8 protein-coding genes, 1 tRNA gene and 1 pseudogene are annotated in these 13,845 nt (G+C 32.9%); 4 read left to right on the forward strand and 6 right to left on the reverse strand.

What is annotated here, in order from left to right; translation table 11 throughout:
- Positions 1–137 precede the first annotated feature (137 nt).
- From SHI21_RS08725 to SHI21_RS08735, 3 genes are all read right to left on the reverse strand, one after another.
- Positions 138–920, reverse strand: coding sequence for a 4-hydroxy-tetrahydrodipicolinate reductase (locus tag SHI21_RS08725; RefSeq protein WP_323575971.1), 783 nt, complete (start codon positions 918–920; stop codon positions 138–140).
- A gap of 158 nt (positions 921–1,078) precedes the next feature.
- The gene (locus SHI21_RS08730; RefSeq protein ID WP_323575972.1) at positions 1,079–2,353 is read right to left on the reverse strand and encodes a putative Na+/H+ antiporter; all 1,275 of its coding nucleotides are present in this window, start codon (positions 2,351–2,353) and stop codon (positions 1,079–1,081) included.
- Positions 2,354–2,650: 297 nt separating this feature from the next.
- Entirely contained in the window at positions 2,651–3,931 is a 1,281-nt protein-coding gene (locus SHI21_RS08735) for a chloride channel protein (protein ID WP_323575973.1), read from the reverse strand.
- Positions 3,932–4,008: 77 nt separating this feature from the next.
- Here SHI21_RS08735 and SHI21_RS08740 point away from each other — a divergent pair, with 77 nt between their 5' ends.
- The 3 genes from SHI21_RS08740 to SHI21_RS08750 all read left to right on the forward strand — a co-directional run bounded on the left by SHI21_RS08740 (position 4,009) and on the right by SHI21_RS08750 (position 9,155).
- On the forward strand, positions 4,009–4,929 hold the full coding sequence (locus SHI21_RS08740; RefSeq protein WP_323575974.1) for a LysR family transcriptional regulator: 921 nt from the start codon (positions 4,009–4,011) through the stop codon (positions 4,927–4,929).
- Positions 4,930–5,194: 265 nt separating this feature from the next.
- Positions 5,195–7,402 carry a bifunctional alpha,alpha-trehalose-phosphate synthase (UDP-forming)/trehalose-phosphatase gene (locus tag SHI21_RS08745; protein ID WP_323575975.1) on the forward strand — a complete coding sequence of 736 codons (2,208 nt, stop codon included), beginning with the start codon at positions 5,195–5,197 and terminating at the stop codon, positions 7,400–7,402.
- Entirely contained in the window at positions 7,380–9,155 is a 1,776-nt protein-coding gene (locus SHI21_RS08750) for a glycoside hydrolase family 15 protein (protein ID WP_323575976.1), read from the forward strand. Before SHI21_RS08745 ends, SHI21_RS08750 begins: the two co-directional genes overlap by 23 nt.
- Here the strand turns inward: SHI21_RS08750 and SHI21_RS08755 are convergent.
- Complete coding sequence (locus SHI21_RS08755) at positions 9,139–10,536, reverse strand: sensor histidine kinase (RefSeq protein ID WP_323575977.1); 1,398 nt, start codon at positions 10,534–10,536, stop codon at positions 9,139–9,141. The two genes, SHI21_RS08750 and SHI21_RS08755, sit on opposite strands and share 17 nt — an antisense overlap.
- Before the next feature lie 207 nt (positions 10,537–10,743).
- Between SHI21_RS08755 and SHI21_RS08760 the strand changes: the two genes are divergently transcribed.
- On the forward strand, positions 10,744–11,778 hold the full coding sequence (locus SHI21_RS08760; protein ID WP_323575979.1) for a mechanosensitive ion channel family protein: 1,035 nt from the start codon (positions 10,744–10,746) through the stop codon (positions 11,776–11,778).
- Positions 11,779–11,819: 41 nt separating this feature from the next.
- On the opposite strand, the pseudogene SHI21_RS08765 reads toward SHI21_RS08760, so the two are convergent.
- Both SHI21_RS08765 and SHI21_RS08770 read right to left on the reverse strand, forming a co-directional pair.
- Positions 11,820–13,350, reverse strand: a pseudogene (locus tag SHI21_RS08765) (SulP family inorganic anion transporter).
- A 335-nt stretch (positions 13,351–13,685) separates the two neighbouring features.
- Positions 13,686–13,774, reverse strand: a tRNA-Leu gene (locus SHI21_RS08770).
- Between the last annotated feature and the right edge of the window lie 71 nt (positions 13,775–13,845).

The following is a 13,845-nucleotide window of genomic DNA, read 5'->3' on the forward strand; positions in this document are numbered from 1 at the left end:
AAAAGGCTATCAAATCAAAGCCTTAACAACAAGTTTTAGATTCACAATTGATATCCACAATGTTCGGTTTTTATCCATTTTTAGGAATTTTAGAACCGATTTAGAACCGCGAACGAAGTTATTTGATAACGAAATGTTCAAAGTTTCTGCACCTCAGTTAACTCCAAAAGCTTAGAAACAAAATTCTCTTGGATAGCATTGTCCATTGAATAAAGACCGTTTTCCTTGTTTTGCAGCCATTTGCTGGCAAAAATAGCACCTGTTCCAAATGCAGCTCTATTTATACTTTCATGGGTTAATCTTAGAGTTTGATGAGGGAGTCCGAAAATAACCTCATGTTTCCCGATTATTCCTCCGACTCTGATTGAGTTTACATGTTTACCTGGATCTAGATTTAAATTTGTAGCGAGTTTTAACGCAGTTCCTGAAATATCTTTTTTATCTCTAAAATGCTCTTCAATAACTTCTATGTCAGCATGGGGGATTATTTTTTGAAGTAATTTTGAGGCCATCATTAACCAGTTGATCCCAAGTGTAATATTAGGAGAATGAAGGATTGCGGTTTCCTTTGATGCCTCTAGGATATTCGTAAATTGCTCTGTAGTATAATTTGAAATAGCTGAAACTATTTTCGCTCCAGATTTCGAGATTTCAGAATAAAGCTTGCATGCATTACTAGAAGAAAAATCTATTACTATATCGACAGGATTTTTATCAAGAAATGGTTTGTTCATTTTATCTTCGGAGATAAAAGGTGCAAATTTTTTATCAAACCCTAATGAATGACTAGCGTAAAGCAATTCTTTAGAGATTGTCCGCTTACAGACCCATTCTAAGCTCAGTGCCGGGTCAGAAACAAGTTCTTTGGCCACAATCGATCCGGTTCTTCCAAAGCCTAATAGACCAATTCTAATTTTCATAATTTCTCCAAAGTCGGTATAACTTTAATTAATTAGACATAACTCCGTAAATTAAGCACCCAATCCACACTAACCAAAATAGTTTATCTACCATTTATGATTTTCAATTTTCACGCTTCACTCCTTGAAATAATTTAATTAAGCAACTGCAATTAAAACTATGGAAGTAATCCAAAACATAAAAGAGATATAATTGTCGGTATTAGAGCACCTTTTAAAATTCCTAATGGAGATATATTTTCATCATCAAAGGCAACTTTTAATATCCCATAGCCCGCAGGATTGGGTGCATTGGCTATTACGGTTAATCCACCTCCAGAAACTGCCCCTGCTAATAAGTAATATTTTGCAGAGTCAGATAGCTCAACTAGAGATCCCAAATAGGTCAAGGCCGCGTTGTCTGTTAGTGCAGTTAACCCAGTCGCTCCAAAAAAGAGAATATAGTCTGAAAGATTTGTAATAAGAGGCTGGAGCCACCATTTTTGTGGAGTTCCTAGAACTATTAGGCCAGCTAGAAAAAATCCAACCATTAAGGATTCTTTAATTTTAATACTATCTTGAAATTCTTTTGTTACAGAAGTAAATCCAAGAAAAAATAAAAATAAACCAATGAATATTGTAAGGTGGTGAGCAGTTATAACAACCGCGATTAAAAATAATAAGTGAATGCATATAACCCATATTGGAGTATCAGTATTTTTTTTAGATATTTTATTTTGTAAATCTAAAGTTCCAGTCAATTCTTTTTTAAAGACCAAGGTAATCAAAATAGTACTTATGAAGCAAGAGATAGCACCCTTGTATCCAAAGTTCACAAACATATGTTCAAGACCCCATCCCCATTTACTTGCAACCATTAAGACTGGAGGTGCTGCAAAATGGGAGAGAGTACCTCCAATTGACACATTCACGAAAAGTAATCCAATGGTAGCGTACTTAAATTTTAGACTCATAGATTTTGAAAAAAAGTATTTTAATAAAATTAGTGCCGTTACAGTCATTGCAGCTGGTTCGGTAATAAATGATCCAACCAGTGGACCAAGAATCATGACAGTTAAATAGAATGCCATCTTGCCAGATAAGGGAATAAGTTTAGAAAATTTAATGATTAATTTTTCTGCTAATTGCACAATGGGTTTTGTACCTGCCATGGCCATAATAACAAAAACAAAAGCTGGTTCTGTGAAATTAAGTGTCTCAATGTAGTGAACAGACTCGGAGTATCCAATATAAAATATCATTATTGTAAAAAATAAAATCGACCATATTCCAAATACTGCTTCAATTTCGGCCAAATAATGAAAAAGATTTTCGTGAACAGAGCCTTCGGGATAACGATGAGCGAATTTTGCAAATTTGCTAACAAGGAATGTGTGAACGATGGCCAAAAGAAAAATAATAGACGCGGCAATTTCAAGGTTGCTAGGATTCATAATATTCACCTAAATGATATTACAATGGCGACCCTACCATGGAAAACTCTCGTCTTAAAATAAGGCGAAACCCTTTTTTGTATATCAAATTTCAACACATATATGTTGTTGTGTCAATTAAGGCATATAATACATTAATTTAAACGGCGTACAGTTTTTTAAAACTGAAGCTCTTTGTAGAGCTTCAGTTTAGGAAGATTTTTAGAGCTAATAGTACTTGCTACTCTGAAAGTATTACCTCGAAACTCAATTTTTAAAATTATAAAATCACTATATTAGAAATAGCTTTTAATTATATTATCTGTGATCTTTTTGATGAGAAGAGTTTGAAACCCCATTAGATACTAAATAAGATACTGTAGAAGCTATAATACCAAGAACGACTAGTGATGGCTCTCCTGAAATTTCTGCAATTAAAACAGGACCAAATAGAAGGCCATTGTAGCTAGCAGCTATAAATGAAGCAATCCCAATGATTGGTAATATTCCAGGAGTTGCAAAATGAAAAAGCAATTGAAAAACTTCACCTATACATGCACCGATTGTAGCGGAGGGAAGAAACAATCCACCGACACCACCAAATGCAAAGGTTATTATAGTCGCGAGTGATTTTAGAATTGAGATAAGAAATGATTGATCAATGTCATATTTATTTGCCAACAAATTATTGATTACATCGTTGCCACCAAACATTGTTACGTAATGGCCAAAATGATAAAGTCCAATATAGGCAATAAGGCTTAAGAGAATACCACCTAACAAATATTTGGTCATAAGGCTTAATTTGCTAGTAAAGTTAAGATTAATTTTCTTCAATATATTTATGAAAGATGTTGAGAATAATCCTGTTATAACTCCAATTAAAGCGCAAATAAATATATCTTGCCACCTTAAATCATAATTCAAATTTATTATAAAAAATTTGGCACTGCCACGAAACTGTATAAATACAGTGTAACTTGTTACAGCTCCTATAAAGGACTGCACCAAAGGCTCATGAGCAAAATCTTTTTTATATGGCGATTCTAGCGCCATGATTGTACCAGATAGCGGAGCTTTAAAAATTGCAGCAATACCGGCAGATGCTCCTGTCATTATTGCATCTGATAAGTTTCCGTCAAAGTGAAGCACGGGTTTTAAAAAATTTATAATTCTTTGAGTGAATAATCCAATAGCAGCTCCGAGCCATTTAGATGATCCTTCTAGGCCAGCACTCGCTCCAAATCCAATTGTGGTCAGGGAAGCAAAAAATTTAGGAATAGACTTCCTAAGGCTCAATGATTTAGGAGTTGTATGAAATGCATGAACAACTTCATCAGCAGTTGAAGTAGTTAAAACAGAAAATTGTTTGATAATTAATCCAGTTAATATCATTCCGATAAAGGGGAGCATTCCTAAAAGATGCAAAGGAATATATTTTTTAGTTTGCATAGCAAACATATCAGTTAGTAGCCAGTCATAGAAAGCAACTGATAGACCGACTAAAGATCCGATAATTATGCCATTGAATATAGCTGACTTCGAAGTTTTAACACCTAAAATACTTTCATTAAAGTAATTAGTAATTGTTAGTTTCATTGGAAAACCTTGCAAAAATAATGATTTATTGATATAGTTATATTCTATATCACGACAATCCGAATAAGGAAAATGCTATGTATAATTATAATCATCTTTACTATTATTATATTACGGCACAGTTCGCTAGTATAACTAAGGCATCGGAATATTTAAAAATATCGCAGCCTTCATTAAGCTCTCAGATTAAAATTCTTGAAGAATCTATGGGGGTAAGTTTATTTATTAGAAATGGTCGAAATATTGAATTAACCCAAAAAGGTAAAATCATTTATTCATTTTGTTCTAAAATGTTTAAAGAGACGGATGGCTTATCCAAGTTTCTTAACAATATAGAAGGTGAGAATAATGAATTGTTGAAGATTGCTGTTTCAGATCAAATAGAGCGCCCATTCATTGCAGAAATAATTGGTAAATTTATGAAAAAAAATAAAACTGACAAAGTTCCCAAAATTATTCTTAGCACTGGAACACATGAGAGTTTAGTTACTGACTTTAATATGGGGGAATACGACTTATTTATTTCTCATTCTAATAAATCATTTGGAAAAAGAAGATTTGATACTGTGGATTTACCTGTCGCTTTAATAGGATTGCCAAAGTTTTTATTTAAAGACGGAAAAAATTATAAAAATATTTCTTCATTTTTAAAAAATAATCAATCAGGATTTATTATGCCTGATGATAGTTTTAAACTAAGGGATGAGATTGATGTGTTTTTTACTGAAGAAAAATTTCGTCCCGAAATTAATTTTGAAAGCAATATCTTATCCGCAAATGTGAGGTGTCTGATTGAGGGGGCCGGGGTAGCCTTTTTACCTATTGCATATGTAAAAAAAGAAATTAAAAAAGGAATTCTCGCAAGCTATGCGCCATCTCTAGGTTTTTGGAATCATCAACTTTATATTTCTACTAAAGTTGGCGATGGTGCACAAAAGAGTTCAGAAGAATTTAAAATGTTATTTTTAGAAGAAGTTAATATAAATAGTGTAAGCTGAGTTGTTACTTATCTCTATTTTCACCATGCTTTTTATCTAATACCTCTTATAGTTTTTAGTTATGAATTTATTCTGGAAAATTAGTTTTCATTGCCATTTAAGCTTTTATGTGTATATTATGAATTTTAGATTGTTCTAAATAGTCATTATACATTTTCAAATATTCAGCGTTTTATTTTTAACAATATCAATAATTATAAAAATTATAAATAACTTCTCTAATAATTAATTCATTAAGTTCAAAAATATCTTCATCGAGGTTTTAATGGTAAATTCAAGTCCCAAGCATATCTTTATTTCTAATAGACTTCCTTTTAGTGTCGACGAAAATAAGGAATTAAAGCGTGGATCTGGTGGGTTAGTATCCGCACTTCTTGGGGTAAGCCTTGATGAACCGTTTACATGGATGGGGTTTGAAACCTCTGAGTTCCAGGCTGATTTATTTAAGAAAGATGCTTCAAGTGTTCAAAAGAATCTTTTAATAGAACCAGTCCTTATTGATAAAAAATTATACGATTGTTACTATGATGAATTTTGTAATGATGTTTTGTGGCCACTGTTTCACTATGAGAGTCAGCAAACATTCTTTAAACAAGAAGCTTGGGATGCATACGTTTTAGCAAACAAATTAATGGCCAATGCTATTTTAAAAACCGCTAAAGATAATGATAATATTTGGATCCATGATTTTCACTTTTTTCTTCTTCCGAAAATGTTAAAGGACATCAATCCCAGACTAAAAATCGGAGTTTTTCTTCATACACCATTTCCCAGCGCTGAAATCTTTCGGCAGCTACCTGTAAGAGAAGAACTCTTAGGAAGTGTTATCCTTGCTGACTTAATTGGTTTTCACGAGCATTCGTATTTAAGACATTTTACTGTATCCATGAAAGCTCACTTAGGAATTGATTCTAGCTTTTTTAAAGCGCGCATAGGAAATCACATTCTTCATCTTGGAGTCTATCCTATAAGTATTGATTCTATAGGATTAAAGGCAAAAGCAGAAAGTCCTAAAGTCGTTGCTCAAACTAAAGAATATTATAATACAATTAATTCAGAGTATTTAATTCTTGGTGTTGATCGTCTTGATTATTCAAAGGGGCTAAAGTTAAAATTAAAAGGCTTTAAAAGGTTACTTCGAAAATATCCAGAATTAATTGGTAGAGTTAATTTACTTCAGGTCGCGATCCCAACCAGAATTAAAGTTCCAAGTTATATTCATTTAAAAAATGAAATTGATAAATTAGTAGGTGAGATTAATGGTGAGTTTGGTCGACCAGATTATAATCCTGTCAGCTATATATATAACTCAGTCTCAGAAGTAGAGTTATTGGCCTTGTACAGAAGATCACAGGCAATGCTTATTACAAGTAAGAGAGATGGGATGAATTTGGTTTCGATGGAGTATTGTATTTCACAAAATATGGAAAATCCCGGTTCTTTGATATTAAGTGAATTTGCGGGAGCAGCTTCATTGTTTGGTTCAGCTCTTATCATTAATCCTTGGAATGAAGACTCAATTGCTGACAATATTTATCAAAGTTTTATAATGGAAAAGGAAGAAAAAATTCAGCGAATGGAAGGCATACAAAATATTCTTACGAAATACTCAGCAAGTATGTGGGCCAGAAATTTTTTAAAAGATCTTGAAGGCACACATGAGGGCGTAGTTAAGGGACAGACGATCAAAATTCTTCCTGAGCTTGAAAAATGGCCTCTTGAAATGAAGCAAATTCTTCAAAAATATAAAAAAATTAAATTATTCCTTGATTATGATGGCACGTTAGTTGGATTTCATAATAAATATCAAGAGGCTTCTATTTCACCTGAGATGATCAGTTTGTTAAAGGATTTAAGTAAATGGATGAAAATTTCTATTATCAGTGGAAGGTCTCCAGAATTTTTAGACTCTCAGTTTAATCATGTCGATGTTGAAATGGCCGCTGAACATGGTGCCTATTATAAAGATTCTAAAAGTGAATGGATTTGTCGCGTAACTAGTGATACCAGTACTTGGTTTCCGGAAGTTATAAAAGTCATGAATTCATATACAGATAAAGTGCCTCTTTCTAGTATTGAAATAAAAAAATCATCCGTGGTTTGGCATTACAGACAATCTCCAAATGACTTTGCGACCTTTCAGGCCCGTAAGCTTGATGATGAATTACAAGCATGTCTTTCAAATCAACCAGTCGCAATTTCGATTGGTTCAAAAATAGTCGAAGCAAAGGCCACTGAATGTAATAAAGGTGATTATATTAGGTTTAGAATGTCACAAGAAGATGATACTTTATTTATATGCATTGGTGATGATAAAACTGATGAGGATATGTTCAAAATAGCAAAGGAAAATGGTCTGACTATAAAAGTTGGCAGCGAAGAAAGTGAAGCACAGTTTTGTCTAGCAAAACAAAGTGACGTTTTCACATTTTTAAAAGGATTATACAATTATGAAAACGGTCCACAAATATAATTATGCTGTAACTGGAAACTGTAATTACCTAGCTTATGTAAAAGACGATAGTTCTTTGGATTGGATGTGCTGGCCTCAAATGGATTCTAGTTTCATTTTTGGTGCCTTGTTGGATGATGAAAAAGGCGGTCGTTTTCAAGTTATTCCACAAACCACTTATAAATCTAGTCAAAAGTATATTGAAAACACACCCATAATTGTTACATCATTTCAATGTGAAGATGGAGATTTTGAAGTTATAGATTTTGCTCCAAGGTTTGTTAATTTTAACCGTTCACATAAACCTCTCCAGTTTTTTCGTAAAATAAAGAGAATTAGGGGATTTCCTAAAATCACTATTGTCTGTGATCCAAGAGGAGATTATGGACAAAGTGTACCAGTCGTAAATATCAGCAGTAATCATATAAGTTTTTCGGGCCTTCATACGCCACTTCGTTTGACTACAAATGCCTCTAAATCCTATATCGTGGAACAAAGATCATTTGTACTTACTGAAGACTTATATTTAGTTTTATCAGGTGAATCGTTTGAAGCTCCACTTAAAGAAACATTAGAAGAATTTTATTACAAAACTGTTGAGAACTGGAGAAAATGGGTTAAAGAGACTTATATACCAAATGTATTTCAAAAAGAGCTAATTCGTTCTGCGATTACTATAAAACTTCACCAGTTCGAAGATACGGGGGCAATCATAGCTTCTGGTACGACATCCTTACCGGAAGATCCTGGCAGTGGAAGGAATTGGGATTACCGCTACTGCTGGCTTAGAGATTCATATTTTAGTCTTGCAGCACTTAATAGCCTTGGACACTTTGAAGAAGCGGAAAAATATTTGAATTTTGTTCAGAATATTCTCGCTGATATAAAAAAAATACAACCCATGTATAAAATCAACGGGGACACAAGTATTCCTGAAAGTGAAATGGATTTAAAAGGTTATTTAAAAAATAGTCCTGTTAGGGTTGGAAATGCGGCCCATTTTCAAAAGCAATTTGATTCTTACGGACAAGTGATTTTAAGTTTATTACCTCTTTATACAGATGAAAGAATCATTCATCAAAGTCATTCGAAGGACTTGATGCCAATCTATGATTTATTGGATGAGATCTTATTGGTTATGGATTTACCTGATGCCGGTATCTGGGAGTTACGTGGAAGAAAAGAAAAACATCTTGGATCATATATTTTTCACTGGGCCGGCGCCAAAGCAGCTAAAAAAATTGCAAATTATTACAATGATCAGAAGCTCTATCAAAAAGCAGACTCTGTGGAAACTTTATCTGCTGCCAATATTGAAAAATGCTACTCATCAATAACAAAATGTTATATGGCCGATCAAACATTAAATCATTATGATGCTACAGCATTTTTATTAATCACTATGAACTACACCGATGTAACTCAGGAAAAGACTAAAGTGTTTTTTAATAAGTTGCAGTCAGAACTTCTGACAGAAGACGGGATGATATATCGTTATCGTACTCCTGATGATTTTGGAGATACGAATGCTACTTTTTTGATTTGTACTTACTGGTATATTGAATCATTAATTTGTATGGGAAGACTTGAAGAAGCAACTGTCATATTAAAGAAAATTATAGGCCATGCTAACCATGTAGGTCTCCTAAGTGAAGATCTTGATCCTAAAGACGGAAGTCAATGGGGAAATTTCCCACAGACATATAGTCATGTTGGTTTAATTAATGCAGTTTGCAGGCTTGCGAGAAAAAAAGACCTTATGGTATTTGAGTAAGTTCAAATAGATTTTTAGAGTTTGGTAGAATAAGAGAAAAAGTAGAACCCTTATTAATTTCACTTTGAACAGTAATTTTTCCACCATGAGCTTTGGCAATAGAGCTACTTATTGCTAGTCCAAGACCAGTGCCTTGGGCAGCTGTTTTACGAGCTTGCCAGTACCTTTCAAAGATATATGGAATTTCATTGTTGTTAATTCCAGGGCCAGTATCACTAACTGATATAACGATGTCATTTTTATTTTCGTAAGCTTCTAACTTTATAAAACCAGACCTTGGTGTGAACTTAACTGCATTACCAATTATATTTGTAATAACTTGCTCAATCCTTCCTTCGTCAATAAAAAGATAAGCAAGGTTTTTTTGAATTTTTTGTTCAAAATGAAGTTCATTTGTTTTAAAAATGGGCTCAAAACGTGAGCTTAGAGTTTCTAGTAAAGTTTCGAGGTTACATCTTTTTTTAACTAAAACTAATGAGTTTGATTCAATCCTTGAGTGATCCAATAATTCTTCAATAAGCTTTTTCATGGATAAAGCAGCTTTTAAAATTCTATCAAGATGATTATCTTCACGGTGCTTAAATTCTTTAGTATTTTGTTTTTTGACCTTATTGGTAATAAGGTGTGCTGTCATTATGATACTTGAAAGTGGATTTTTTAGATCATGAGCAACAACTTCAATTGTTTCTTTTCTGGCGTTGGATAGCTCTTTTTCTTTTTTTGCTACCTGTTCTGAAATTTTATCGTGAATCTTTTTTTCTCTTAATGTTTTAAGTAAAAGATTTAACGTTAATGCAACAAGGACAATGGTTAGAAGTATTGTAACTAGGAGAGTCTTCATGATGTTTTGGGAGGCAAATGTATTGTCTTGTTTTTCATGCTCATATTGATCAGACACACGTTTCACAATTTTATTTAAGTTGGCCATTATCAGTCTGGATTTAGGGGCCGTTATGTTTTTTATGTACTCATTTATTTCCTTTTTGTCATAACTGATATGGTTTTTTCTAATCGTTGGCAATTGCAGGTCTGAAAGTTCAAGATGTGTTGTTTTAATGTCAGTAAGGATTTTTTTTGTAGTTATATCCTCAGACATTTTTTCAAAGTCTTGCAAGAGCTGTGTGAAAGTTTCGTTGTTTTTATTGATCTCATTAAGAATGTCAGGATCGCCTTTTAATACATAAATCGGAATAAGAGATAATTGATAATTTTTTAACCTTCTTAAGTCTCCTGAAACAATTAATTGTTCGGTGTATTTTTCGATGATTTTTTGAGTGTTAATGACTTTGTGTAATGAATATATAGAACTAGCTAACGCAGGTAGAAATATTAATGTAATGAATATTAATCCAAAATATATTTTACGATCAAAGTTTTTCATATCTTATCCTTTGATGAATGACTGTTTGCAGTGAGGTGGTTTTCCTCACTAGGGAATAGTTAATGAAATACTATAACATATAGTCTAATATGAGTATAATGTTATGTGTTCTGTAGTGACTTTTCCTAATGACATTCGTCTTGTTTATCAAATAATTTCAAAATAGGTTTAAATATGGATTTATTTACATTGCTAGAGAGTTCCTTGATGAAATGGTTTTTTTTATTTCTGGGTACTTTCACTCTTTATTTTATTGTAACTTTAATACTTAAGTATTTTATTATTAAAATTGAAAAAATTTCTAGTAATACATCTACTTTGATTGATGATTTGGTTGTTGATCTTCTGAAATGTATTAAGAAATATTTTATATTATTTATTAGTTTTTATATTTCATTTTCTTTCATGAATGTTGATGTCAGTTATAATCTTAAGATAGATAAATTATTAATGATTATATGTGCAATTCAACTTATCCAAGTTGCAGGGCGATTAATTAATTTCTGGGTAGTAAAGTTTTTAAAAATAGAATCGACTGAGTCAGGAGAAAAACTTGCCTCTCTTCGGTTTATGACTATCGGTTTGAAGGTTATTGTTTACTCAATTATATTTTTGGTAATGCTTAATAACCTGGGTATTGATGTTACCGCATTGATTGCTGGTTTAGGGGTTGGTGGGGTGGCCGTAGCGTTGGCACTTCAGAATATTCTCACAGACTTATTTTCTTCTCTGACAATTGTTCTTGATAAACCATTTGTTGTCGGTGATTTTATTGTTATCAATGATTTTATGGGAACTGTTGAATTTATCGGTATAAAGACCACAAGATTAAGAAGTATTTCGGGTGAACAATTAATATTTGGTAATGGAGATTTACTTCAAAGTCGTATTCGTAATTATAAGAGAATGAATGAAAGAAGGGTTGTTCAAAATTTAACTGTTACCTACCAAACTTCATCTGAAATGTTAAATGAGATACCAAAAATCGTTAAAAATATTGTTGAATCTCTCGATTCAGTGAGATTCGACCGTTGTCATTTTCTTCGTTTTCAGGATTCTTCTCTTGAATTTGAGTTAGTTTACTGGGTGGAGAGTGCCGAATTTAATGATTACGCTGATAAAGCTCACAAGATCAATGTCTCAGTTTTTCAAGCTTTCAGTGAAAGGAATATTGAGTTTGCTTATCCTACGCAAACTCTAAATCTTGTTAATCAAAAAAGAGATAATGTAGAGTTTAATTAGTGTAAACTAGAGTGTGTTGAAGCAGCATACTCTAGTATAAATTAAATTTTATCAGTTATTATTCTATAAAGGGTCTTCATAGTAGTTAACTGCTACCATTGAATCAGCACTATTTAATAATTTTATACAATCAGGGCTTAAATGCTTCAGGCATACAAGTTTGTGAACTTTAGAATATCTCTTTGTAATCTTATTTATAGCTTCAATTCCACTATGATCAACTATACGAGATTCTTTAAAATCAATAATTATTTTATTAGGGTCATTTGATAAATCAAATATTTCTTGAAAGTTAGCAGTTGATCCAAAAAAGAGTGGTCCAAAAATTTCATAATGTTTAAGACCTTGATCATCCACATAAATTTTAGCTTTTATTCTAGTAGCGCTGTCCCATGCAAAAACTAATGCAGAAGCAATTACTCCTGCGATGACTGCAATTGCTAAATCAAAAACAACAGTTAAAACTGAGACAAGTATCAGGACGAATGCATCTGCTCTCGGGATTTTTGTTAATACTTTAAAACTAGTCCATTCAAAAGTTCCATAGCAAACCATAAACATCACACCTACTAAAGCAGCGACTGGTATTTTTCCAATTAGGCTAGATCCAAACAATATGAAGAATAAAAGAAAACTACCTGCCACAATTCCAGAAAGTCTTGCTCTCGCTCCGGAACTGATATTAATGATACTTTGACCTATCATAGCACAGCCGCCCATTCCACCAAAGAAGCCTGTAACAATATTGGCAGCCCCCTGTGCTATACACTCTTTATTGGCATGGCCTTTTGTCTCAGTAATTTCATCAATAAGGCTAAGAGTAAGTAAAGATTCTATTAAGCCAACTCCGGCCATGATTAATGAGTAAGGAAGGATAATTTTTAGTGTTTCAAAATTAAAAGCGATGTTTGGTATTTGAAATATTGGAAGACCACCTTTTATTGAGGCAAGATCACCTACTGACTTTGTAGGTAAATTAAAAAATATAACTATCGCTGAAACAATGACGATTCCTACAAGGGAAGAGGGGATTGCTTTAGTGATTTTAGGAAAGAAATGAATTATTGCCATTGTCACGACAATGAGAGCGATCATAAGGTATAGGGGGGAGCCACTGATCCATTCCAATCCATTTCCTGAAGGAGAAGGGATTTTAAATTGACCAAACTGGGCCATAAAAATGACGATAGCAAGTCCGTTTACGAATCCATAGATTACCGGCTCTGGAACAAGACGAATAAATTTTCCAAGTTTAAGTCCACCTAAGATAACTTGAATGATTCCCATTAAAATAACTGAAGCAAATAGATATTGAACTCCATGGTTAGCAACTAGTGAAACCATTACAACGGCCAGTGCACCTGTAGCTCCAGAAATCATTCCAGGTCTACCGCCAAATATTGAAGTGATCAGGCAGACCATGAAAGCAGCATATAGACCAACAAGAGGTGAGACTCCAGCTACAAATGCAAAGGCTACAGCTTCTGGTACTAGAGCTATGGCCACTGTAAGGCCAGAGAGGATTTCGATTTTTAAATCAGCTTTTCCAACAAAGCGTTCGATATAAGACATAAGTATCCTTAATAAATTTAAAATTAATAATGGAAGAAAAGATTAAAAACTAGAATTCAGGGTGGTGTGATTAAAGAAGATTTTTTTGAAATAAAAAGCATATACAAATTTTTAACAGAGAAGCGTAGTGATTACAATTTTAAAAATTGATAGCTATAGATTTAGAGAATAATCTTTGAACTAAAATTGTTTTTGATTCATACTTAATTATAAGAAATAATTTATGGGGATAAAGTTTTTGTAGAACTGCAGAAATAAGCTAATTTTAGAACCGATATAGAACCGATGATAAAAAATAGTCAAAATTCATGAATGATATTAAGTAGTTATAAAAATGGTGCCCGAGACGAGACTTGAACTCGTACGACCGGTAAAAGTCGGCAGATTTTAAATCTGCTGTGTCTACCGATTCCACCACCCAGGCACATTTGAGATAGTTTAAAAACGAATTCGGCGAACCACGATTTTGAGTAATTTATGAACAATTGTCAATTT

This window comes from Bacteriovorax sp. PP10, from assembly GCF_035013165.1.
Classification (GTDB): Bacteria; Bdellovibrionota; Bacteriovoracia; order Bacteriovoracales; family Bacteriovoracaceae; genus Bacteriovorax; species Bacteriovorax antarcticus.

Coding starts and splice junctions, on each gene's coding strand:
- SHI21_RS08725 (WP_323575971.1), bottom strand. CDS start 920: ATGAAAATTAGAATTGGTCTATTAGGCTTTGGAAGAACCGGATCGATT.
- SHI21_RS08730 (WP_323575972.1), bottom strand. CDS start 2,353: ATGAATCCTAGCAACCTTGAAATTGCCGCGTCTATTATTTTTCTTTTG.
- SHI21_RS08735 (WP_323575973.1), bottom strand. CDS start 3,931: ATGAAACTAACAATTACTAATTACTTTAATGAAAGTATTTTAGGTGTT.
- SHI21_RS08740 (WP_323575974.1), top strand. CDS start 4,009: ATGTATAATTATAATCATCTTTACTATTATTATATTACGGCACAGTTC.
- SHI21_RS08745 (WP_323575975.1), top strand. CDS start 5,195: ATGGTAAATTCAAGTCCCAAGCATATCTTTATTTCTAATAGACTTCCT.
- SHI21_RS08750 (WP_323575976.1), top strand. CDS start 7,380: ATGAAAACGGTCCACAAATATAATTATGCTGTAACTGGAAACTGTAAT.
- SHI21_RS08755 (WP_323575977.1), bottom strand. CDS start 10,536: ATGAAAAACTTTGATCGTAAAATATATTTTGGATTAATATTCATTACA.
- SHI21_RS08760 (WP_323575979.1), top strand. CDS start 10,744: ATGAAATGGTTTTTTTTATTTCTGGGTACTTTCACTCTTTATTTTATT.